Here is a 21,562-nt window from a genome sequence, read left to right on the forward strand (position 1 = left end):
GGTGGACGACGTCTTCGCCCGGTTCTCGGACGACCGGTGGGACGACTTCCTCGACGAACTCGACAAGATCCGCGTGAGCGTGGTGGATCCCGCGGAACGACAGCAGATGAAGGTGACCGCGCGCCGCGACGCACGGGAGGCGGGCACGCAGCCGTTGCTCGTGCGGATGGCCCTCGCGGACCACTACCTGAACCTGCTCGCCATCGGCGTGTGGGCGGGCGACGAGAGCTGGCGTGCCGATCTGCGCGACCTGGTCGTCTCTCTCGTGCCCGAAGGCGACCAGTCACATGACGACGCCCTGCTGAGCTCTGTCATCGCCGTGGTGCTCGCACAGCTGCTGCAGGACGCACGGCTGCGTGGCGGTTCCGAAGCTGATGTCATCGCACGGTCTGCTTGGGAGAAGGCCCAGGAGTGGGCTGCCTACGCGGAGGACCGTCACGTGGAAAGGCTCCTGTACGCCTCCACGGAGGCCGGTGCGCGCGTCGTGACGGCGTCCGAGGTGCAGGAGGTGGTCGAGCTGGCCACGGCCGCAGCGGACGACCAGCACGCCGAGACGATCGCCGCCCTGGAGACCGAGGGCTTCACCGCGGAGTTCATGAACGGCGTGTGGGTGGTGGAGGGCGAGTTCCGCAACGCAGTGCGGGCTGCTGCGCGCGCGATCACGCTCACGGGCCATGGCTGCGTCCTCGCGCGCAACATTCGGTCATCGGCCGTGATGTTGTGGCACGAGAACACTCTCGCCATGGCGGACTCGAAGGTGCCGCGCTGGCGCGTCTACCCGATCCTCGCGCCCGTTACGCCGCAATCGAAGTTTTCCGGCGGTGAAGGCCTCCCGTTCACCCGCGAGACACACCCGTTGGCACCCGCTCCAGAAGTCGTGCGCCGGTTGGCGGACGCCGTAGGTGTCAACCTGTCCCATCTGCTGGCTGCATTGCGGTGAAAGGGTGATCTTTGACTTTCCGCAACCTCGACTCGTTATCTTGGTGTCATGCCCAGATTTGCCGAGTTCGATGTGGAAGGCCTGCGTAAATCCAGCGCCGTCGCGGACTTTCCCTGGTCAGAGACGTGGGTCACGCTGATCCGCGTTGATGCCAAGGGAGTTGTCCGGCAAGCCAAGTCGTTGACCGAGAAAGTTTCTTTGCTGACCGTCGCGTCGGACAAGGACCTCGTCATCGCGTCCTGCCCCGAGATTTACGCTGTCGACGACCTGTCGGCGGCCCGTGCCGCCGTCAGGGCTTCGGTCGAACGCGAAATGATCCCAAGCCTCGGATGAATGACTCCCGCCACTCGGGCTCAGCGGCGAGCACGAGTTCCGGGAAACGCCTCAGGAGCGTTCCGAACGCGATCTCGCCCTCCATACGGGCCAGCCGCGCTCCCACGCAGTAGTGGATCCCGTGACCGAACGCGACGTGTGGGTCTCGGCCCAGCTGCAGCACGTCGGGGTCGGAATACCGGGACGGATCCCGGTTCGCCGCCCCAAGTGAGACGGTGACCTGCGAAGATCGCGGAATCGTGACCCCTCCGATCACCACGTCGGAAGTGGCGACACGACCCACCCCCGTGGACAGGGGCCCGTCGAGGCGCAGGAACTCCTCGACGGCCTCCGGAATCATGATCGGATCGTCGATCAGCGACCGCTTCAGGGCGGGATCGCGCAGCAGGGCGAAGAGGCCGTTGCCGATGAGCTGCACGGTCGTCTCGTGGCCTGCTGTGATGAGCAACACAAGGTTCATCACGAGGTTCGGTTCCTCGCGGAGCTCGGTGATGACGTCGTCACCGGGCTCCTTGGTCGCCAGCAGGCGCTCCACGTACGCGGCGAACCTGCCGAACGCCTCGGCCATCGTCGCGGGCGCGAGCAGCTCCGCGGACAGCTTCCGGACCTCGTCTCTGTCCTCTTCGGGCACACCTAGGAGTTCACAGATGACGGTGATCGGCAGCGGATAGGCGAACGTCTCGATGAAGTCCACCTCCTCCGCGCCCTGCCACGCGTCCAGCAGCTCGTTGGCGATCTCCTCGATGCGTGGCCGTAGCGCCTCCATCCGCCGTGTGGAGAACGCGCGCGCGACGGGTTTGCGCAGCTGAGTGTGCTCCGGTGGGTCCGTGTGGTTCAGCATGCCGCCGGGGATGATGGCGCTGCTGAGGCCGGGGTGGCCGAGCGCCTGCACGACGTCGTCGTGGCGGGCGATCATCCACGACCTCTGGCCGTCCGGGGTCTCGATCAGCGCGGGTCCCTGCTCGCGCCACCGGTCGAAGTACGGGGTCGGATCGGTGAAGTAACTCATGCCCTCATCGTGGCGTTTGCGCTGTTCAGGGGCATGAGTAGGCGATCACCCAACTCGGCGGCGCGGATCACCTAGCCTGACCGGATGGGGTGGCCGTTCGTGGGGAGGGACGCCGAACTCACCGCGGTCCGGCGTGCGGTGCGCGGTGCCGGGCTGATCGTGGCGGGTCCCGCCGGTGTGGGCAAGACACGACTGTTGGACGAGGTCGGGTGTGACGTCCGGTTGCGTGCGACCGCCGCGATGTCGGAGATTCCACTTGGGGTGATGGCGCCCTTCCTGCCGTCCGTGGATCCCTCGCCGTTGGCGATGTTGACCGCCGCACGGACCGTGTTGCGCGGTCGCGTCGTGGTGGTCGACGACATTCATCTGCTCGATGACGCGTCAGCAGGACTTTTGCACCAGCTCGTACATCACCGGGAAGCCGTTGTGGTGGCGACGTTGCGTTCGGGCGAACGAGCGCCTGAGTCGGTTGTGGCGCTGTGGAAGGACGAGCTGCTGCCGCGCATCGAACTGGAGCCGCTCGGCCGTGCGGTGGTGGTCGAGGTGCTGGAGACCGTGCTTGGCGGAGTGCTGGACAGCGCGACGGCTGAACGGCTGTGGACGGCGTCGGCCGGAAACATGTTGCTGCTGCGAGAGATGCACTTCGCCGCGCAGTGGGTGTCGCACGGCGGTGTGTGGTCGTTGGACGGTCCGCTGCCGTTGTCCGCACGGCTCGTGGAACTGATCGAGGCGCACCTCGCCGCCGTGCCCGCGGAGGAACGGCGGGTGCTGGAGCTGCTCGCGTTCGGCGAACCGCTGGACCTGGCCGCTTCGGAGGCGTTGGACGGGCTTGTGACCGTGACGTCGGACGGGCTGAGGCTCGCGCATCCGTTGTACGGCGAGGTATTGCGCGCGCAGTGCCCTCCTCTGCGCAAGCGCAACCATCAGCGGTATCTGGCTTCCGTGCTCGACGATCCGTTGCGAGTAGCTGTGTTGCGTCTGGACAGTGGTACAGCAGACGATCCCGCATTGCTTTTGAAGGCAGCGAATCTCGCCAGTTCAACTGGTGGTGTTGTTCTGGCAGAACGGCTCGCACGCGCCGCATGGTCCGTTGGTGGTGGTGTCGAGGCCGCACGGCAGCTGGCGTACGTGCTGGTGTTCACGGATCGTGCGGAGGAAGCAGAGGAGGTCTTCGCATCGGTCGCGACCGATGACGACCCGATCGAGGTCCGCACCATGCGCGCGATGAACCTCGGCTGGGCTCTCGGGCGCACAGAGGAAGCGGCGGAGATGATCATCATGCCGGTGGGACGGGCCGTGTTCCTGTACTTCGCCGGCAGGTACGACGAGGCCCGTGCGCTGCTCTCGGACTCCGATCCGGGCGAGGCGGCGATCCTCGCGATGATCGACGTGGTGCAGGGCATGTACACGGGACCGTTCCCGGTCGTCCCTCCGAACCCCGACGTGGGGCTGAGCGCTGAGATGAACGCGTTCTCCGAGGTGTTCGTGCACTCGATGCACGGTGAACTGGCCTATGCGGAACGTCTTGCCGTGCAAGCGCATCAGGCGAAGGCCGAGTGGGACTCCATGCGGTCGAGCTGGGCCGTGTCGTGCGCCGGCCTGGCGTGCGCGGGCGGGCGGCTGCTCGAAGCCAGGAGGTTGTTGCTGGAGGCACGGCCTGCGCAGCCGTTCATGAAGCTCTGCGTGCTCGCCCACGTGGAGGCGTTGCTGGGCAACGACGGCCGCGCACTGCTCGCCGAGGCGGAAGCGCTGGCGCCGCCGGGGATGCGCCCGTACGGCATCGGGCTCTGGCAGGCGCGGATCTGGGCGGGCGGGACGTCGCCGTTCGAGGCCGCTGCGGACGCCAGGGCGCACACCGAGTTCGCCGCCGAGGCCGTGTTCCTGCACGAGGCGGTGCGGCTCGGGCACGCTGCCGATGCTCTTGAACGGCTGCGGGAGCTCGCTGTCACGACTACCGGGTTGCTGGTGCCGGTGTACGCCGCGCATGCGGAGGCGTTGGTGCGTAACGACTCCACAGCGTTGGAGGAAGTGGCGGCGCGGTTCTCGGAGGCCGGGTACATGCTGTTCGCAGCCGAAGCCGCCGCCGCTTCGGGCAATCGGGTGCTGGCCGGGCGGTTGATCGGGTTGTGCGAGGGCGCGCGCACGCCCGCGTTGGCTCGGGTGGCGCTGGAACCGCTCACCCGGCGGGAGCGCGAGGTTGCCGTGCTGGCTGCGCGGGGGCTCACGAACCGGGAGATCGCCGAGTCGTTGGTGATCTCCGTGCGGACTGTCGACAACCACCTCTCCAACGCCTACGCGAAGCTCGGGATCACGACCCGCGGTGAGCTCGCGTTGGTCCTTACGGATGACCTCGGCGGCAGGGGATAACGCTCGGCACGGGTCCGAACGACAGGTCCGGCATGAGCAACGGGTACGCGGTCGTCGACGTCGAGACCACCGGACTTTCACCTGGTCAGCACCACCGGGTGATAGAGGTCGCCGTAGTTCACCTCGACGCGTCCGGCCGTCGGGTGGACGAGTGGTGCACGCTGGTCAACCCGCGCCGCGATCTCGGCGCCCAGCACGTGCACGGCATCAGCGCCGCGGACGCCCGGCGCGCGCCCGAGTTCGCCGGTATAGCCGGTGAGCTCGCCGCGAGACTGTCGGGACGGGTGCTCGTCGCGCACAACCTGTCGTTCGACCTGCGGTTCCTGCAGGCCGAGTTCGCGAGGCTCGGCCACGAGCTCTTCGCGGACGGGCATTGCACGATGGATCTCGCGGGCCGGTACCTCGGTGCCTCGTCGCGGTCGCTCGCCGCGTGTTGCGAGGTGGCCGGCGTGCCGATGGGCACCGCACACTCCGCGCTGCACGACGCGCGGGCATCCGCGGGGCTGCTGGCGCGTTGCCTGGACCGGGTCGAGGACGTGGAGCCGGTGCGGTTGACGGTGCCGCGCACCTTGAACGCGTTCGCCGTGCAACGCAGCCATTCCCACGGAGCCGAACAGCACTTCCTGGCGAAACTCGTGCGGCTGCTGCCGCGCGTGGAGACCGCGTCAGGCGACGAGTACCTCGACGTGCTCGACCGGGCCCTGGTCGACCGGCACCTGACCCTGGAGGAACAGGAAGAACTTCTCGAAGTTGCTCGTGCGCTCGATCTGGGCCTGCCGCAGGTGATGGAGCTGCACCGCGGCTACCTCGCCGCGCTCGCCGACGCCGCGTGGGAGGACGGCCGGGTGACCTCGGACGAGGAGGCGGACCTGCGGCTGGTCGCGTCGTTGCTCGGAGTGGATGTCGGCGACGCGCTGCGCAGGCCGGTCCGGCTCTCGCTGGGCGACCTCGTCGTGTTCACCGGCCAGATGCGCGAGGGCCGCGACGTGTGGGAGAGCCGGGCGCTGTCCGCCGGGCTCACCGTGAAAGCAGGCGTGACGAAGCGGACCGCCGTGGTGATCGCGGCGGACCCGGACTCCATGTCGGGCAAGGCGGACAAGGCGCGCACATACGGGATTCCGGTGGTGTCCGAGGATCTGTTCGCGGGTCTGCTCGGTCAGCTGAGCGGCTCGCAGGGCTGATCCAGGAACGCGGAGGTCTAGTCATCGGCCGTGAGGCTGTGTCCGTCCCACGTGAACCGCACGGTCGTCACGGCGTCATCGCCATCGGTGCCCGTGGTGAGCTGGTGGATGGCGATGCCCGTCAGCTCCCGGTAGTCGCACCACTCGTGGTCCGACGTGAGCACCAGGTCCAGGTCGAAGTTGACCAGCAGTTCCAGCAGCTGGCCGCGGTTGGTGGCGTCGACGCCGACGAAGACCTCGTCCAGCAGGATCAGACGCGGTGCGGTCGGGGTCGCGTGGTAGTGCGCGGCCGCCGCGGCGAACAGCGGGAGGTGCAGCACGATGGCCTTCTCACCGCCGGACAACGCGCCGTGCACGCGTTTGGTGACCGGGACCCAGCCTTCGCCTCGGTCCACCTTCACGACGAACTGGTGCCATGTCGTGTAGTCGAGGACCTGGGCGAGTTGTTGTTCCCAGCCCGTGGCGGAGTCGTGGGCGCGTGCTTCCTCTACGCGCTCGCGGAAGAACTGGTGCAGTGACTCGCGTTCGTCGTCGTTCAGGTCTGAACGCAGCAGGAGGTCGCGGGCCTCGCGGGTGCCTGGGGGTAGTTGGGGGTCTACCTGCCAGTCGAGTTGCACGCGGATGCCGGAGGCGGTTTGGACGCGCTCCAGGCGTTGGTTCATGGTGCCGACCAGCTCGGAGGCGCCCTGGATGCGTTGGGCGATGTGCCTTCGGGTGTCGCCGGTGAGGGTCTGGTCGAAGAGGTCGCGTTCGCCGTCGGTGATGTGGGTGCGCATGCGCGCGCGTTCGGCCTGCAGAGCGTGAAGGAGGGCGTGTGCGCCCATGCGCGTGCCGTCCAGCGTTGCGGTCAGGATCGTGACGTCGTCGTCTGGGTCCAGTGACAGGTCGATGCGGCCCGCTAGTTGTTGTTGCGCTTCGTGCACGGTTCGGCTCAGACGTGCCTCGTAGTCGCGGATCAGGCGCGGGTCGACCGGGCCGTCGGGGACCTCGCCGGCGTCTGCGGGCAGGTGGCCGCTGGTCAGGTGGCGGTGGCGCGCTTCGGCTGCCTCGTGCACGACGGCGGCTTCTGCGGCGCGTGCGGTGTCGACCTTGCGCTTCTCCTCCAACGTGCCGAGTGTGCGCGCTAGGCCCGTTTGCTTGTCTTGCAGCAGTTCGCGTTGCTCTGCCAGTTCGAGTGCCTTGGTGCGCAACGCGATCAGCTGCTGGTCCAGGGCCTGGAACTCGGAGCCCGCGGAACGTTCCACGGTCTCCAGCGTGATGGCGAGGTCGGCTGCTTCCTGCTGGCGGGCGGCCGTCGTCTCCTCGGCCTCGTCGGCCAGGGCGCTGCTCAGCAGGGCGCGGCTGCCGGCGTCGACCGACAGCTTCTCGGCGGCGGACGCGTCGTGGCGGTCGTCCAGCCAGCGGTGGGTCGCGGTGCCGAACGCCGCCAGCGCCTCCACGTCCGGGAGATCAGCGGTCGCGTGCTGGGCCATGGCGGCCTCGGCGACGGAGACCCGTTGCGTCGCGGCCGCTACGGCGTCTTTCCTTGCCGCGCAACGCAGCTGGGCCTTGGTGCGCTGTTCCTCGGCGATCTCGATCGGGTCGGTCGAGGGCTGCCTGGCCAGTTCGCCTGCCAGGGTCGCGCGGCGCACGGCGATCTGGTTCAGCGCGGCGTCCACACCGGACAGATCCGTGGCCAGCTGTTCGATCAGGCCGGTGAGCTCGGCGATCCTGCCCGCGCGGGCGCGTTTGCGGGCGTCCGTGCCGATGTAGGTGGGGAAGGCCTTGGTCCAGCGGCCGTGCGCGTTGGCCAGGCGCCACGTCCCGTCCGCGCCGATCGCGACGGCGTGGCCGGTGGCCGTTTCGCCGAATGCGATGCTCTCCAGGAGGCGGTGGCAGCGCTCGTCCTCGGTGACGAGCACCTCCAGCAGCGTGTAGCCGGGGGCGGGAGGGGCCAGCGACGGCTCCACGAAGCGGTCCTGGTCGGGCAGGCCGAACGAGTTGTCCGGCGTGATCCACGCGTCCAGCAGGCCCGACGCCTCCAGCGCTGCCTCGACCGCGCCGCAGACGGACGCCGGCGTACCGGGGCGGAAGTCGACCAGACGCCACAGAGGGGCGCCTGCGGCGGAAGAGCGGAAGTCGTCGGCGCGCGTGTACGGCGCGGGCGGCGGCACGTCGACCTGGTTGGCGAGCTTTTCGCGGATGGCGTTGTACTGCGAGAGCTGGCCGTTCAACGCCGTGCGCGTCTCCTCCAGGCGCGCCTCGATGCGGCTGAACTCCTCGCGAGCGCGTGCGGAGGCCTCGACGACCTCGCTGTTCTCGGACACGCTCAGCTCGGAGCAGCCGTGCGCCCACGTGTCGAAGTCCGCGCGGAACTTCGCGAACGCCTGCTCGAACGTCTGCTGAGCCGCAGCTTCCGCCTCCGTGGCGAGGTCGAGCTCGTCACGGGTTTCCTCAAGCCGTTGGCGTGCGGCGTTGCGTGCGTCGACAGCTCTCTCGTGCGCGGCCACGGCACGCATGATCGAACCGATCTCGGCGGACCGGGAATCGACAGCGGCCGTGAGCAGCCGACGTCCCGCCCGCACGTCGGGGTCCGACTCGATCTCCTCGAACACCGACGGCATGCCGGCCCGCTCGGCCGCTTCCCTTGCCTGCACGGCGGAACGGCGCAGCTCGTCGGCGCGCGCGGCCGCCTCGGTCTTGGCCTGCTCCGCCAGTTCGTCGTCGGCGACGGCACGGGCGCGCAGCTTCGTGGCGTGCGCAGAGGCTTCCGCGGCACGCAGGTTCGCGGCGGAGAGCTGCTGCCGCAACAGGTCGAGCTGCTTGCCCTCCTGGTACGCGGGCAGGTCGGAGATGCCGGAAATCTCCGCGTCGACCGCGCTCGCCTCGCGTCCCAGCGCCGCGAGCTGGTCGAACGCCTCGTCGGTCAGCGTGATCTGGCGCTGGTAGCGCCGTTCGCTCATCCGCGCGGCCCGCGTCAGGTCCTCGAGCTGCTCGGTCGACGACTCCAGCGCGTTCGCGGCCACCCCGAGAACGCGCTGGGCGTAGGCGCGCTGCACGTCCGCGAGTCGTTCGGCGGTGGTGATGTTCTCGTCGAGCCGCCGCAGCTCCTCGCGCCGGCGGTCGAGCCGTTCGAACCCCTCGGCGATCTCGGTGAGATCGGACTGGTCCAGCGGCGGAAGTGCCTTGGACAGCAACGAGGACAGCACGCTCGGGTCGAGCCGTTCGGACAGCTTCGGCGTGCGCAGCTGCAGCAACGCGGTGATCAGCGAGTCGTACCGCTGCTCGCTCACACCCGGGAACAACGTCGTCCGCACCGTGTGGCGGTAATCGGCCGGCGTGGCGTGCACGACGCCGTAATCACCAATCGCCGCAACGAGATCATTCTTGGTCAACGGGCGCCCGGCCTCGTTCACCAGCGCCAGGTCACCGACCCTGAGCGACGTCGTGAAGTACGTGGCGATGACGTTCGACGTGTTCGTGGTGGCCTGAAGCCGCGCACCGCACGTGAACCACTGCTCGCCGTGCTGGAACTCCAGCCACACGTACCCGACGCGCGTGCTGCCCTGGTTGCCCTCGCCCATGAGGTTCCAGTGCATCGTGCGGTCCGCGCTGCCGAACGTCGACAGCCGGTGCGGGCGCAGGTTTGCGTCGAACAGGTACGGCAGCAGCAGCTCGAGCGCTTTCGACTTGCCCGTGCCGTTGGGTCCTCTGAGCAGCAGCCTGCCCTGGTAGAACGAGAAGATCTCGTCGTAGTAGCGCCAGACGTTGATGATGCCGGCGCGGCTCGGTTGCCACCGGTCAGCCATGTTGCTGCTCCTCGACCGCGTACCTGGCTGCGGCGGGCAGCCTGTGAACGGTGCCGTTCTCCGTGCGTGCGAGCCCGAACGCTTCGAGCAGTTCGAGCCCGTCCGCCGCGAGTCTGCCCGCGCCACCGTCCGACTGGTAGGCCTTCGCCCAGGTGCGGAATTTCGTGAGCAGCTCGCGTGATTCCTCGACCAGGTCCTCCGTGGTGGCCGGACCCTGTGCCAACCGGTCGAGCAACAACAACGCGGCGACCTTCGCGTTGCTGTCGTCGTCCGGAAATCTCGTGTCCGTGGCGATCGCGTCGGCGTCCACCACGACATACCCCTCTTTGCGCTCCTCCAGCGTGCAGCCGGCGAGCCCGATGCCCGTCTGGACGACCTTGCGGCCGGCCGGTGAGGTCAGGAACGCGAGCTGGCTAGCGGTCAGATCGTCCTTGTACACCACGGGATCGTCGATGAGCCTGCGCATCACCGAGTGCCGTTGCCACAGGCTGCGGTGCGTGTTGTCGTAGCGGGTCTCGCGGGTGAGGTCCGCGATCGTGTCCACTGTGGAGGGCGGGACCGGTGCGGCCAGCAGGCGCGTGATGAGCGTCGGATCCGCGCGGACCTGCTCGTTCACCTCGACCGCGCCGTGTTCTTCGAGGAACGTCAGCACGTCGTTGAACGCGTTGCGGTCGCTGCGCCTGGCCGGGTCGAACTGGATGCCGTCAGTGGCCGCCTGCTTCGTGCGCGCCGTCAGCTCGTCGAGCGTCGTCGTCGGCGTGGTCAGCAGTTCCGCGCACACGAGACACAGCAGGATGTACCGCCTCCGGTCGAACGCCGGTCGTGTGCGGTCAGGCCGTTGCGTGACTTTGAACAGACGCGCGTATCCGGCGCGTGGCTCGACGTGCACGCGCCAGCCGCAGTAGTAGTCGAACCACTTCACGATCGGTTCGCGGCGCCTTCTGATGAGGTCGAAGCCGTCGTGGTCCTGCGCCGCAGTGAGCAACGGCCGCGCGAGCAGCATGCGAACGCCACGCGCCACCTCTTCGCTCTCCAGCCGTGCGAGCTGGTTCCCCGTGCGGCTCATCGGCTCTGCACGTCGATCACGTAGTCGGGCCCGCTCAAAGTGCCCTTCTGGGTGGTCATGGTCGCCCAGCCGCGGGCGTTGCGCAGGTTGATCTGCATCCGGCCGTCGCTGGTGCCGGCCGTGCGCGTGCCCGTGCTGTCCGGGTCGCTGCCCAGCGCCCTGCCGACCAGGTCGATCAGCCGGTGGAACGTGTCGTGGTCGAGGTTGGTGAGCGTGGAGATCCGGATCGCGCCGTCCGTCTGGATCTGCGACCAGGCGTACTCGAGCTCCTCACGTTCCCGCTGCGCCTGCTCACGGCGGTTGCGGCGCACCTCGTCGACGTTGCGGACCTTGCCGGTGCTGCCGATGTGCTCCTGCTTGCCGGTGGCGCGCAGCTGCGGCGACACGGGCACCGGCGGCGTGTTGTGCCAGGCCTCGGCGCTCGGCATCAGCTCACCGTCCGCGTGCGCGAGATGCGCGTGCCGGGCGGGCCACAGCCCGAACGCGGCGTTGAACAGCTCGTGCGCCTCGTCCTCGGTCTCGGTCCTCGCGAACCAGTGCGCGAGCGCCCGGAAGTCCGCGGCCGTGTTCGTCGGCTTCTTGCGCTGCTCGCTGATCCGGTCGAGCACGCGCAGCAGCTGCACGATCGCCTTGCGCGACACGTCCTGCAGCTCCTCGACGCGCGGCGGGTTGTCGTGGAACCAGCTCTTGAGGCTGCTCCACTGCTCCTTCCGCTGCTGCAACCAGTGGTCGTGGACGAGCCCGGCACCGTTGCGCGCGCGTTCGTGCAGGTCAGCTTGGTCGATGGCCGCTATGGACTCGCGGATTCGGTGCTTGCGCGCGTCCAAGTCCGCGATGAAGTCGCGCAGGTAGGTGATCGTCGTGCGCTTGACGTCCTGGAACGTGGCCAGGTCGGCGTCTTCGTCCCTCAGGAGTCTTTGCAGGTCGGCGTTGAACCGCGTCGTGCCTGCTTTGAAGGCTTCGAGGTGGGCCTCGAGTTGCATGAGGGTTGTGAACGCCGCGCGGTCGTCCAGCGGCTTGCCCAGCTCGTCGAGGTGGGCCGCGATGGCGTCGAGCACGGCGGTCTGCAGCGCGCCGTTGCTCGTGAGGGTGTGGGCGGCGTGCTGGATGCCGGCGTACGCGGCCTCGCCGAACTGGGTGAGGCCGTACCGGAGCTGCGAGGCGTCGAGCAGACCCCACTGACGGAGCGCGTTGAGGGACGCTTGGAGGTCGTCGTCCGTCACCTGCTCGGACCAGCCGACCTGGCGGAGTCGTTGCTGCACGTCATCGGCTGTGAGGACGGTCTGCAGGCACTCGTTCGCCACCCCGAACACGCGCAGGACCGCGATGTGCAGCTCCGCCTGGTCGGTCGTGGTGAAGCGGAACAGGTCCGCGGGCACCGGTGGAAACGTCGTCACCTGTGCCACCGTAGCTGGCGTTGTAGGGCTTTCGGGTGACAGGGCGGACGCCCCGGGATCCCGGGACTAGCTGTCGCCGCGCCACACCGTTCGCATGTACCTCCGACGGTCTTCCGGAGCCTCGTCGCGAACGAACGCACCGCTGTCGGACCGGTACACGCAGTCGATGCCGAGGCGGTGCAGGTAGTCGATGCCGTACTGATCGGGCCGCAACGGGAACAGCGCGCTCAGGCGGGTCACCGGGTGAGGGCTCTCGGCCGAGTAGTCGAGCAGCTGCCCCGCGGCTTCGCGCACCTTCTCGTGGCTGGCCAGGCTCTTGGCCTCGAGGATCTCGACCTCGTCCTGCTCCACGCGGTAGAGGTCGGCGCGTTTGCCGTTGTGCGTGCGGAAGCTCGTGAACGCCACGTCCGGACAGGACTGCTGGTAGTGCGAGACCAACCGGCTTTCCACCCGCTCGTGGTGTGCGATCCGTTCGGTGATGTGCAGCGACACGGAGTCGGTGTGGAAGGTCTCGACGGGGATGACCCGTGATCCCGTCGTGAGCGCGCGGTCGACGGCTTCGAGCTGGGCGCTCGCGAGCGCCTCCTCCAGACTCGGCACGACGCGGAGCTCGGACAGCATCCTCGTCACCTGCTCGCCCGTGACGAGACGTTGCCCGGCGACGTTGTCCCGCTCGTCGAACCCGAGACTGCGCCAGACCTCCTGCCGGGGGCGGTCGATCACCTGCACGTTCCGCACGCTGTAGACGTTGACGAAACTCCGGTCGCCGTCGAACTGGTCCCACAGCAGGTCTGCCAGCGGTGGGTTGCGGAACAGGTAGCCGATCTCGCCGGCCGCCTTCACCCTGTTGCCTCCGGTGAACACCACGACGTCGCCGGTGCGGAGCCTGTCCATCATCCGGTCGTGGGTGGCGATCGCTCCCCAGAAGCGGGCGGTTCCCGACGGGTGCAGGGTGCGCAGGGCGGCCAGTTCGGCTGGCTGGAGCAGTTCGGCGTACTCGCTCGCCTCGAAGTTGACGCCGGCCTCGATCGTCTGGTGGTAGCGGCGACGGGTCTTCTGGTTGCCGTAGCACGGGGCCAGGAGGATGTGAGGCTGCGCTCGGTGATCATCCATTGGGGCAATGGTAGAGCGGGATGTATCGCTTGTTCGGGCGAACGGCGAATCTCGTTCGGTGCCCAACGCTGATGTTAATGTGCGCTGGTCGGGCCTTGCGTAGCCAGCGGACGGAGTGGCGCATGAGTGACCTCAAGCTGTTCCGAATCACGGCAGGGCGTGCAGAAGAACTGTCCAGCGGCTCTGTTGCGCTGGAACGTCATTTGCAGCGAACGATCGAATCGAACATGGAGATCCTGTTCGGGGTCACGTTCCTCGACTCCGAGTACTCGACAGGTCCGAAGCATCGCGGCCGGATCGACTCCCTCGGTGTCGATGAGACCGGCTCACCGGTGATATTCGAGTACAAACGCTCGCGCGACGAGAACGTGATCAACCAAGGCTTGTTCTACCTGGACTGGCTGCTCGACCACCAAGCCGAGTTCACGTTGCTGGTGATGGACCGCCTCGGTGCCGAAGCAGCGAAGCAGATCGACTGGACGAACCCGAGGTTGGTTTGCGTCGCTGGCGACTTCACGCGGTACGACGAACATGCCGTTCGGCAGAACAACCACAACATCGAACTCGTTCGATACCGCGATTTCGGCGGTGACCTGCTGGCCCTGGAGTTGCTGACCTCGGTGAGCACCACCACGCCGATGCCTCAACGGCTGAGTTCGGCGAAACCGGTGTCCTCCGTCGAGCCGACCGTGGCCGACTACCTGGCGAAAGCGCCGGAGGAACTGAAGAACCTGTACGCAGACCTCGATGCGCGGCTGCTCGCGTTCGGTGACGACATCCAGAAGACCACCCGCAAGCTGTACTTCTCCTACAAGCGGCTCAAGAACTTCGCTTGCGTCGAGGTGCATCCACGAAGTCGTGCCCTGCTGGTCTACCTCAAGGTGAATCCGGAGTCGGTGGACCTCGAGTCGGGCTTTTCCAGGGATGTGCGCAGCATCGGACACTTCGGTACCGGTGATCTGGAGCTTCGGATCACGAACTCGACGGACCTGGTCAAAGCTGAGCCGTACCTGCGCATGAGCTATGACGCCAGCTGACGCGGCGATGCCCTGACCATCGCTGCTGGGCGGAATTCAGTCGCCGCGTCCGCTCCGAGTTCTTCATGTCACAGGCTTCTTGTCACGGAACACGCGGAACGTCACGAAGAGCGCGACGAGCGGAATGCCCATGAGGCACAGCATGTACGCGACCTTGTTGGGCTCCCTGCGCTCGGCGAGTGCCCACTCGGTGCTTGCCTGCGAGGACCTCCCGGACCGCACGCGGTTGGTGGTCATCGGTACGCGTTCGCCGATGTCGGCGGGAGTGAGCCCGGAGTTGTCGCTGCTGTACGGGTAGCGCTTGCCGTCCTCGGCCAGGATGGTGGCGTCGCAGGACCACAGGGCGCCGAAGGCCCACCAGTTCCGCGCGCAGGAGATGTTCTCGGCGTAGCCCTTCGGTTCTCCACCCGAGCCGGCCTCGCCGTCGAAGAACAGCGTGCCCGCCTGGGCCGTGTAGAGCGCGACGATCCACAGGGCGGCGGTGATGGCGATGGGCTTGGTCATCGTCCAGCCTCGGGGTCCTTGTGGCCGCCGCCTTCTGCCTTGTTCAGCTCCTTCGACAGTTCCTTCGCCGGGTGGACCAGGTCGCCCCAGTTCGGCAACAGGTGGCTGATGTCCTTGCTGGCCACCGCTCGCACCCAGTTCTGGCCGTCGAGCAGGCCCTTGCTCAACGGCGCGTCCACGCGGTCGGCTGCGCGGCCCAGCCCGGAGCCGGGGTCGCCCATGTGCTCTTTGCGCGTGGTGAGCGGCGGTTGGTTCATCTTCTCGTAGTAGTCCTTGACCTTCTGCTTGCGCGCGGGACCGTTCTCCTTCACGCGGTTCGCCCAGTCGTCGACTTTCCGGCTCGTGCGCTGGGCGATGTCGTCGACCTTGTTCATCGCGTTGTCGACGCCGTCCTGGATCCGCCTGCTCGCGTTGCCGAGTCCCTCACCGACGTTGTCGAGCGTGTCCGCCCGGGAGACCCTCGTCGCGGAGTCGGACGCCAGTTCCGCCGCGCGCTGGTTGCCGTAGCGGCTGTTCGGCATCTGCCTGCTCAGCGCGGCCAGGTCGTCGGCCTGCTTGCGCATCGCCTCGCCGGCCTTCTTCGCCAGGGAACCGAGCTTGTCCAGGGCCTTGAACAGCTTGGCGACGAACCTCGCGATCTTGGTGCCGATCTCGACGGCCTTGGTCACGGCGCGCGTGATGAAGGCGGCGATCGAGGCACCGGCCGTGGGGATGGCCGACGCGGCGGCCGGGATGCCCCACATCAGCAGGGTTCCCGCTAGGTCGGCCAGCAGGTCGCGGATCAACGCCCTGGTGGCGGCGACGATCGCGCCGGCCACCTTGATCTTGTTCGCGGCGGAGGACGCCGCGGCGGAAGAGCCCTGCAGTTGCGCTACCAGGCTGCTGCACCGGGTCCGGTACGCGTCGGCGGCGTCGCCGGTCCAGTCCGCGAGTGCCTTTGCCTGGTTTTCGTAGGCGGTGGCCTCCTCGCTCAGGCGCTTGGCGATGTTCTCCCAGGTGTTGCCTACCGCCTCGATGGCGGGAGGGTCGCCTGCGAGCTTGTCGAAGGGCTCGCGGATGAAGCCGACGTTCTCGATGATCCAGCCGACGACGGACGAGGCGAGCGTGCCCAGCGGGTCGGTGAGCAGGCCGGCGACATCAAGGACCATCGCGGCACCGTCGATGCCGAGCGCGACCGGGTCGATGTCCTTGCCTTCGAGGAACGGCCTGACCAGGTCCTCGCCTGTGTCGGCGAAGCCGGCGCCGGCGAGCCACTTCTTCTCGGGCTCCTTCTGGGCGACCAGTGGATTGCTCATCGGTTCGTTCCCTCGTGCTGGGTCGGTGCGGGTCCGGTTTCTTCCGCGCCCTCGGGTTTCCTCTTGCGGAACATGCGGACGGTGATGATGAACGCGATTCCCGGTATGCCGACGATGGAGAGGGCCGCGAGTGCTTTGACGGGCTCGCGCAGTTCTGTGACTCCCCATTCCAGGGATGGGGCTGAAGAACCGCTGGTCCGCACTCGGTGGTTGGTCATCGGCACGCGTTGGCCGACGTCGGCGGGCGTGAGCGCGGAACCGCCGTCGTGGTAGCGATAGCGCTTGCCGTCGTTGGCGACGATGGTGGCGTCGCAGGACCAGAGGACTCCGAAAGCCCACCAGTTCCTCGAACAGGAGATGTCCTCGGCGTAGCCCTTCGTCTCTCCGCCGGAACCGACCTCACCACCGAAGAACCTGGGTCCGGCTTGGGCGAGGTAGAGGGCGACGATCCAGAGGACGGTCGCCATCGCGATGCGCTTGGTCACCCGTCCACTCCCCGCATGGAGGCGCGGTTGCCGTCCTCGGTCTGCTGGTAGGTCTCCGCGGTGGAGCAGAGGCTGTCGCCGGTGGCCTCGAACGCCTTGGGCAGCTCGGCGAGCAGCAGTTTCGCCTTGTCCAGCTCGTCGTTGAAGATGAACGACCACACCTGGCACAGCTCACCCATCACGGTGGGCCCCAGGCTCACCTGGGAGGCGGAGGCGACCTCCCGCAGGGACGGGGAGAGCCCGCCGACGATCTGCTTGCCGTGGGCCGCGACGGCCTCGGACTGCGCCGCGAAACCGGTCATCGCAGCACCGAGTTCCCGCCGAAGTCGTCGTCATCGCCCCGAGGTGGTGCGGGACGGCCTGGGGCGGGTGGCGGTTCGGCCACGGTGCCGGCCGGGTCGATCACGGCGATGCCCTGCTCCACCTGTTCGCGCAGGAACGCCATGCCCTCGCCGTCGCCGAGGATCGGGCGCATCGTGTCCTCGATCTTGCGGGCGGCCTCGACCTGGGCTCGGCGGATGGTGTCCATGATGGAGCGGCCCAGCGCGGTGTGGCCCAGGTCGTCGGCACGCGGGGTGAGTTGGAGCGACTCGATCCGGCCGCCAGAGCCCACGGTGACGAGGACCGCGCCGTCCGGGCTCTGGGCTTCGGTGCGGGACTCGCGGAACGCCGCCTTGATGGCGTTCGCCTGTTCCTGTGCCTGCTGAAGACGCCCCTCGAAGTTCGCGAGGAACTGGTGCGGATCGGTCATGGGCGAAATGTTCTCATTGAGACGAACTCTCCGCGCACGGTTCGGCACAATGCGTGCATGGTGAAGCCGCTCATCACTCGGGAGATGCGGGAACGCGCTCGTCGCGCGCCCAACAGTTGGTTGCACGTGACCGATCCAGGCCACGACGGCGTCTCCACCGAGGCGGTGATCGGGCGTTACCTCGTGGACGCACGCGGAGAGATCACTGATCAGTACGTGCACAATCCCCGATATCAGGCGCGTGAAATCAGTTTCGAGAACGACCTCGAGTCGTTGATGTACCTCGTACAGCGCGGGTATGCGGACAAGGCTGAACTGGTCGACGCGGTGCTGGCCGCCGAACTCGTGCTGCCCGCCGATCCCGCTCGCGAACCGAGAAAGCACCTCGTCCTGCGCAAGGACGTCGTGGATGTCTTCGCGTCGGAACGAGCGCGGCCGCGTGACTGGCCACCGCACTGGCACCGGTTCAGCGGAGTTGAGCTGGCAGTGGTGGTGGACGCGCTGGAGCAGCCGGTCACCGTGCTGGTGACCGCGCAGGGCGGGGTTCAGTTCGAGATACCGGGCGACCTGCTCGTGGACGGGCTGCGTGCCGTGATCACGATGGGGTGATCCACGTGGTGGCGTTGAGCCACGAAAGGGCTGCGTTGCGCCGATCGGCCTAATCTCCCGCCATGCGGACGAGGCTGACCCCCATGCAGCAGGCGGTGGTGGACGCCGGGCGCCCGCTGCCGCAGCTGACCGATCCGCTGGAGGTCGAGCTCCAGGTCAGCGCGTTCGCCGGGGCCTTCGCCGACAACGAGGAGTTGTGGGAGGTCGTCGTCGGGCACCTGCGGGAGGTGCCGAGCCGACGTAGTGCCGCGCTCCTCACTGCCCTTGGGCATCTGCTTCCTGGACGGCCTGGGGTGTGGGCGCAGGAGGCCGCGCGGTATCAGGAAGCGCCTCGGTGGGATCTGGGAGCGCTCACATTCGGGGAGTGCTGGATCGGGGACCGGTCCATCGACGCGGGATATCTGGCACTGCTGTGCAGTTATTCGTACGGCGATGCGCCTCATGCCATGGTTTTCATGATCGATGAAATCAGTGGGAGTCTCACTCGGCACGCGTTTCTGACGCGGCAGGTGGGGGAGGCGCTGGCTCGGTTGCGGGACGAGATGCGGTTGGAGCTGATCACCCCGGTGGCGGCTCATTGGCTGCTCAGCCGCAGCTACGACCGGTTCGAGCGGCGGCCCGGGCTTGGCGTGAGCATGGACGTGCACCAGACTCGGCTGGTGGCGCGCCGACGTATTGCCCTTGCGATGAATTAGGTGGCTGTGCGTATCGCAACGTGGTGATTCATCCGACTGTGCACATTGTCTGTAGCTCGATCGTGACTGGGCTATTACTGTCCGGGTTGTCGATCACAGGGCGGGAGGATGATCGTGGCCGCTCTTCTCGGGCGTGATGATCAGGCCCTCAGCCGTGTCCCTGACCAGGCGCGGCACCCTTGGTTGTCAGTCGCGACCCAGCGCTTCGGGCAGACGACCGCGCTGAGCCAGTTGCTGCTGGGCGCGACGCTTGGCTTCGGGATGACGTTCTGGGACGCGTTTCTCGCTCTGACGATCGGGGCCGTGCTGCTCAACGCGGTGGCGGTCACCGTGGGGATCATCGGGCAGCGGGAAGGGCTTTCCACGGCCATCCTCAGTCGGTGGACCGGGTTCGGGCATGCGGGGTCTGCGATGCTCGGGTTGATCATCGCCCTGTCGTGCACCGGGTGGTTCGGGGTGCAGACGGGGCTGGCAGGGGCGGCGATCGCCGGTGTCGCGGGGGTGTTGCCGGCGGCGGTGTGGTCGTTGCTCTTCGGGGTGTTCGTCACCGTTATCGCGGCCTATGGCGTGCGGTGGATGGCGTGGACGTCGTACGTGGCGGTGCCCGCGTTCCTGCTGTTGCTGGTCTATCTCGTGCTGAGCAACGTCAACGATGTCGGTGCTGTTCTCAGCGGGGCGGCGCCGGGGCCCGCTATCGGGATGATGACCGCTATTACGCTGGTCACCGGCAGTTTTGTCGTGGGTGCGGCGATCGCGCCGGACATGACGCGCTTCAACCGCAACGAGTGGGACGTCGTCAAGCAGACGGTTCTGGGGATCACGCTCGGCGAGTGGGTCATCGGGCTGACCGGCGTGGTCATCGCGCACGGGCTCGGCACGGCGGACGTCATGGGCGTCATCGGCGCGTCCGGTGGGTGGATCGGCGCGCTGATCGTGGTCACGGCCGTGTTGAAGATCAACGACTGGAACCTCTACTCGGCGTCGCTCGGGCTCGTGAACTTCTTCGACGCGGTGTTCGCGGTCAGGATCAGCCGGGCGCAGGTGACCGTCATCGTCGGGTGCGCGGGGAGCTTCCTCGCGGCGGCGGGCATCGTGCACCAGTTCAGCCACTTCCTGGTGTTGCTCGGCGTGGTGTTCCCGCCGGTCACCGGGATCATGATCGCCGAGTACTTCGTCGTGCGGCGGTGGCGCAACGAGATCATCTCGACCAGGCCGCACGTGCCGCGGTCCGCGCCCTCGTGGGTGCCCGCGACGGTGGTCATCTGGCCCGCCTCGGCCGTTCTCGCAGAACTGCTGCCGTTCGGACAGTCCAGTGTGAACTCTCTCGTGCTCGCGTTCGCGCTGTACGTTTCCGCCGGGCGGCTGGATCTCCTGAGGATGCGCACGCGCAGGGCCACCAACCGTAAGGTGGCCGGGGAAGCGTCGGCCGCCTGAGGGGTGGACATGCACATCGGTATCGACGTCGGCGGCACGAACACCGATGCCGTTCTCGTCGAGGGCCGGCGCGTGCTGGCCGAGTGCAAGGCGACGACCACGGCCGACGTGACGACGGGGATCGTCGAGGCGGTCGGCGGGCTGCGACACGCGTTCGAACCGGCGGAGATCACCGCGGTCATGATCGGCACCACGCACTTCGTCAACGCCGTCGTGGAGGGCCGCGGGCTCGCGCGGACGGCGGCGGTGCGGCTCGGACTTCCCGCCACCACGGCACTTCCGCCGTTCCTGGACTGGCCCGAGCAGCTGCGGGAGGCCATCGGCGGGCACGCCTACCTCTGTCACGGCGGCCACGAGTACGACGGCAGGGTCATCTCGCCGCTCGACGAGGCCGAACTGCGTGCCGTGGCCGCCGACATCGCCGGCAAAGGGGTGCGGTCGGTCGCCATCTCGTCGGTGTTCTCCTTGGTCAGCAGCGAGTTCGAACGAATGGCGGCGGAGATCCTCACGGCCGAGGTGCCGGACCTGCTGGTGAGCTTCTCGCACGAGATCGGGCGGCTCGGACTGCTGGAGCGGGAGAACGCGACGATCATCAACGCCGCCCTGCGCGTGCTCGCCGAGCAGATCGCCGACGGGCTCACGGAATCCCTGACGGCACAAGGCATCAAAGCCCCGCTCTACCTGAGTCAGAACGACGGCACGCTGATGGACCTGGAGTACGCGCGCTGCTACCCGGTCGCCACGTTCTCCTCCGGGCCCACGAACTCCATGCGCGGCGGCGCGTTCCTGTCCGGAATGGACGACTGCGCGGTGATCGACGTCGGCGGCACCACGACCGACATCGGCATGCTGCACAACGGTTTCCCGCGCGAGGCCGCGTCCGAGGTGCTGATCAGCGGCGTGCGCACCAACTTCCGGATGCCCGACGTCCGCTCGGTCGGCCTCGGCGGAGGCAGCGTCGTGCGGCACGAAGGGAACCTCCAGGTGGGCCCGGACAGCGTCGGCTTCCGGTTGGCGCAGCAGGCGCTGGTCTTCGGCGGCGACACGCTGACGGCGACGGACGTCGCGGTCGCGGCGGGCCTCGCCGACATCGGCGACGCGTCCCTGGTGCGGCACCTCGACCGCACGCTCGTGCGGTCGGTACTCGACCACGTCCGCGACCAGATCGCCGCGCGGGTCGACCGCATGCGCACGAGCCCGAAGCCGTTGCCCGTCGTGCTGGTCGGCGGCGGCAGTGTCCTCGTGCCGGACGAGATCGAGGGCGTCAGCGACGTCGTCCGGCCCGCGCACCACGCCTTCGCCAACGCCATCGGCGCCGCGATCGCGCAGGTCGGCAGCGAGGTCGACCGGGTGTTCACGATGGAACCCGCCCGCCGCGAGGAGGTGCTCGACGCGGCCAGGCAGGAGGCCGTGGACAAGGCGGTGGCGGCGGGCGCGGACGCCGGCAGCGTGCGGATCGTCGAGATCGAGGAGATCCCGCTCGCGTACCTGCCGGGAAACGCGAGCCGCGTGCGGGCGCGTGCGGTGGGGGATCTGCTGCTCGGCCACTAATGTCCTG

General features: G+C 68.0%; 19 protein-coding genes. 9 read left to right on the forward strand and 10 right to left on the reverse strand.

The window, feature by feature from the left end; genetic code table 11:
- The first annotated feature begins 1 nt into the window (after nt 1).
- Entirely contained in the window at nt 2–940 is a 939-nt protein-coding gene (locus ACSHWB_RS21375) for a hypothetical protein (protein WP_439663762.1), read from the forward strand.
- Nucleotides 941–988: 48 nt separating this feature from the next.
- The gene (locus tag ACSHWB_RS21380) at nt 989–1,273 is read left to right on the forward strand and encodes a hypothetical protein (RefSeq protein ID WP_439663763.1); all 285 of its coding nucleotides are present in this window, start codon (nt 989–991) and stop codon (nt 1,271–1,273) included.
- Here the strand turns inward: ACSHWB_RS21380 and ACSHWB_RS21385 are convergent.
- On the reverse strand, nt 1,230–2,282 hold the full coding sequence (locus tag ACSHWB_RS21385; protein WP_439663764.1) for a cytochrome P450 family protein: 1,053 nt from the start codon (nt 2,280–2,282) through the stop codon (nt 1,230–1,232). The two genes, ACSHWB_RS21380 and ACSHWB_RS21385, sit on opposite strands and share 44 nt — an antisense overlap.
- A gap of 84 nt (nt 2,283–2,366) precedes the next feature.
- Here ACSHWB_RS21385 and ACSHWB_RS21390 point away from each other — a divergent pair, with 84 nt between their 5' ends.
- Together ACSHWB_RS21390 and ACSHWB_RS21395 are read left to right on the forward strand one after the other, a co-directional pair.
- Nucleotides 2,367–4,649: a LuxR C-terminal-related transcriptional regulator gene (locus tag ACSHWB_RS21390; RefSeq protein ID WP_439663765.1), complete on the forward strand. Its 2,283-nt coding sequence runs from the start codon at nt 2,367–2,369 to the stop codon at nt 4,647–4,649.
- A 32-nt stretch (nt 4,650–4,681) separates the two neighbouring features.
- Nucleotides 4,682–5,830, forward strand: a complete 1,149-nt coding sequence (locus tag ACSHWB_RS21395) for an exonuclease domain-containing protein (RefSeq protein ID WP_439663766.1) — start codon at nt 4,682–4,684, stop codon at nt 5,828–5,830.
- 17 nt (nt 5,831–5,847) lie between these two features.
- On the opposite strand, the gene ACSHWB_RS21400 is transcribed toward ACSHWB_RS21395, so the two are convergent.
- The 4 genes from ACSHWB_RS21400 to ACSHWB_RS21415 form a co-directional block, all read right to left on the reverse strand.
- Nucleotides 5,848–9,618: an SbcC/MukB-like Walker B domain-containing protein gene (locus ACSHWB_RS21400; RefSeq protein WP_439663767.1), complete on the reverse strand. Its 3,771-nt coding sequence runs from the start codon at nt 9,616–9,618 to the stop codon at nt 5,848–5,850.
- On the reverse strand, nt 9,611–10,684 hold the full coding sequence (locus ACSHWB_RS21405) for a TIGR02678 family protein (protein ID WP_439663768.1): 1,074 nt from the start codon (nt 10,682–10,684) through the stop codon (nt 9,611–9,613). The genes ACSHWB_RS21400 and ACSHWB_RS21405 overlap by 8 nt, the downstream gene beginning before the upstream one ends.
- Complete coding sequence (locus ACSHWB_RS21410) at nt 10,681–12,081, reverse strand: TIGR02677 family protein (protein WP_439663769.1); 1,401 nt, start codon at nt 12,079–12,081, stop codon at nt 10,681–10,683. Before ACSHWB_RS21410 ends, ACSHWB_RS21405 begins: the two co-directional genes overlap by 4 nt.
- Nucleotides 12,082–12,147: 66 nt before the next feature.
- Entirely contained in the window at nt 12,148–13,194 is a 1,047-nt protein-coding gene (locus ACSHWB_RS21415) for a hypothetical protein (protein WP_439663770.1), read from the reverse strand.
- Between the two features lie 122 nt (nt 13,195–13,316).
- Between ACSHWB_RS21415 and ACSHWB_RS21420 the strand changes: the two genes are divergently transcribed.
- A complete protein-coding gene (locus tag ACSHWB_RS21420; RefSeq protein WP_439663771.1) occupies nt 13,317–14,231 on the forward strand; it encodes a DUF5655 domain-containing protein in 915 nt (304 codons plus the stop codon).
- Nucleotides 14,232–14,294: 63 nt separating this feature from the next.
- Here the strand turns inward: ACSHWB_RS21420 and ACSHWB_RS21425 are convergent, their stop codons facing one another.
- From ACSHWB_RS21425 to ACSHWB_RS21445, 5 genes are read right to left on the reverse strand one after another with little or no spacing between them, the layout of a single operon-like run.
- Nucleotides 14,295–14,735: a DUF6346 domain-containing protein gene (locus ACSHWB_RS21425; RefSeq protein ID WP_439663772.1), complete on the reverse strand. Its 441-nt coding sequence runs from the start codon at nt 14,733–14,735 to the stop codon at nt 14,295–14,297.
- Nucleotides 14,732–16,030, reverse strand: a complete 1,299-nt coding sequence (locus ACSHWB_RS21430; protein ID WP_439663773.1) for a WXG100 family type VII secretion target — start codon at nt 16,028–16,030, stop codon at nt 14,732–14,734. Before ACSHWB_RS21430 ends, ACSHWB_RS21425 begins: the two co-directional genes overlap by 4 nt.
- Nucleotides 16,027–16,515 carry a DUF6346 domain-containing protein gene (locus ACSHWB_RS21435; protein ID WP_439663774.1) on the reverse strand — a complete coding sequence of 163 codons (489 nt, stop codon included), beginning with the start codon at nt 16,513–16,515 and terminating at the stop codon, nt 16,027–16,029. The genes ACSHWB_RS21430 and ACSHWB_RS21435 overlap by 4 nt, the downstream gene beginning before the upstream one ends.
- Nucleotides 16,512–16,817 carry a hypothetical protein gene (locus ACSHWB_RS21440; protein ID WP_439663775.1) on the reverse strand — a complete coding sequence of 102 codons (306 nt, stop codon included), beginning with the start codon at nt 16,815–16,817 and terminating at the stop codon, nt 16,512–16,514. The genes ACSHWB_RS21435 and ACSHWB_RS21440 overlap by 4 nt, the downstream gene beginning before the upstream one ends.
- A complete protein-coding gene (locus tag ACSHWB_RS21445; protein WP_439663776.1) occupies nt 16,814–17,266 on the reverse strand; it encodes a YbaB/EbfC family nucleoid-associated protein in 453 nt (150 codons plus the stop codon). Before ACSHWB_RS21445 ends, ACSHWB_RS21440 begins: the two co-directional genes overlap by 4 nt.
- 57 nt (nt 17,267–17,323) lie before the next feature.
- On the opposite strand from ACSHWB_RS21445, the gene ACSHWB_RS21450 reads away from it, so the two are divergent.
- The 4 genes from ACSHWB_RS21450 (at nt 17,324) to ACSHWB_RS21465 (ending at nt 21,555) form a co-directional block, all read left to right on the forward strand.
- Nucleotides 17,324–17,875, forward strand: coding sequence for a hypothetical protein (locus tag ACSHWB_RS21450; protein WP_439663777.1), 552 nt, complete (start codon nt 17,324–17,326; stop codon nt 17,873–17,875).
- Nucleotides 17,876–17,958: 83 nt separating this feature from the next.
- Nucleotides 17,959–18,570, forward strand: coding sequence for a hypothetical protein (locus tag ACSHWB_RS21455; protein WP_439663778.1), 612 nt, complete (start codon nt 17,959–17,961; stop codon nt 18,568–18,570).
- A gap of 183 nt (nt 18,571–18,753) precedes the next feature.
- The gene (locus ACSHWB_RS21460; protein WP_439663779.1) at nt 18,754–20,004 is read left to right on the forward strand and encodes a purine-cytosine permease family protein; all 1,251 of its coding nucleotides are present in this window, start codon (nt 18,754–18,756) and stop codon (nt 20,002–20,004) included.
- Between the two features lie 9 nt (nt 20,005–20,013).
- Entirely contained in the window at nt 20,014–21,555 is a 1,542-nt protein-coding gene (locus ACSHWB_RS21465) for a hydantoinase/oxoprolinase N-terminal domain-containing protein (RefSeq protein WP_439663780.1), read from the forward strand.
- Nucleotides 21,556–21,562: the final 7 nt, after the last annotated feature.

The organism is Lentzea sp. HUAS TT2 (assembly GCF_051853195.1).
Lineage (GTDB): Bacteria > Actinomycetota > Actinomycetes > Mycobacteriales > Pseudonocardiaceae > Lentzea.

What these genes read in the sequence shown, in the direction of transcription:
- ACSHWB_RS21380 (WP_439663763.1), top strand. Translation starts at nt 989, where the DNA reads ATGCCCAGATTTGCCGAGTTCGATGTGGAAGGCCTGCGTAAATCCAGC.
- ACSHWB_RS21385 (WP_439663764.1), bottom strand. Translation starts at nt 2,282, where the DNA reads ATGAGTTACTTCACCGATCCGACCCCGTACTTCGACCGGTGGCGCGAG.
- ACSHWB_RS21390 (WP_439663765.1), top strand. Translation starts at nt 2,367, where the DNA reads ATGGGGTGGCCGTTCGTGGGGAGGGACGCCGAACTCACCGCGGTCCGG.
- ACSHWB_RS21395 (WP_439663766.1), top strand. Translation starts at nt 4,682, where the DNA reads ATGAGCAACGGGTACGCGGTCGTCGACGTCGAGACCACCGGACTTTCA.
- ACSHWB_RS21400 (WP_439663767.1), bottom strand. Translation starts at nt 9,618, where the DNA reads ATGGCTGACCGGTGGCAACCGAGCCGCGCCGGCATCATCAACGTCTGG.
- ACSHWB_RS21405 (WP_439663768.1), bottom strand. Translation starts at nt 10,684, where the DNA reads ATGAGCCGCACGGGGAACCAGCTCGCACGGCTGGAGAGCGAAGAGGTG.
- ACSHWB_RS21415 (WP_439663770.1), bottom strand. Translation starts at nt 13,194, where the DNA reads ATGGATGATCACCGAGCGCAGCCTCACATCCTCCTGGCCCCGTGCTAC.
- ACSHWB_RS21420 (WP_439663771.1), top strand. Translation starts at nt 13,317, where the DNA reads ATGAGTGACCTCAAGCTGTTCCGAATCACGGCAGGGCGTGCAGAAGAA.
- ACSHWB_RS21425 (WP_439663772.1), bottom strand. Translation starts at nt 14,735, where the DNA reads ATGACCAAGCCCATCGCCATCACCGCCGCCCTGTGGATCGTCGCGCTC.
- ACSHWB_RS21430 (WP_439663773.1), bottom strand. Translation starts at nt 16,030, where the DNA reads ATGAGCAATCCACTGGTCGCCCAGAAGGAGCCCGAGAAGAAGTGGCTC.
- ACSHWB_RS21440 (WP_439663775.1), bottom strand. Translation starts at nt 16,817, where the DNA reads ATGACCGGTTTCGCGGCGCAGTCCGAGGCCGTCGCGGCCCACGGCAAG.
- ACSHWB_RS21445 (WP_439663776.1), bottom strand. Translation starts at nt 17,266, where the DNA reads ATGACCGATCCGCACCAGTTCCTCGCGAACTTCGAGGGGCGTCTTCAG.
- ACSHWB_RS21450 (WP_439663777.1), top strand. Translation starts at nt 17,324, where the DNA reads ATGGTGAAGCCGCTCATCACTCGGGAGATGCGGGAACGCGCTCGTCGC.
- ACSHWB_RS21455 (WP_439663778.1), top strand. Translation starts at nt 17,959, where the DNA reads ATGCAGCAGGCGGTGGTGGACGCCGGGCGCCCGCTGCCGCAGCTGACC.
- ACSHWB_RS21465 (WP_439663780.1), top strand. Translation starts at nt 20,014, where the DNA reads ATGCACATCGGTATCGACGTCGGCGGCACGAACACCGATGCCGTTCTC.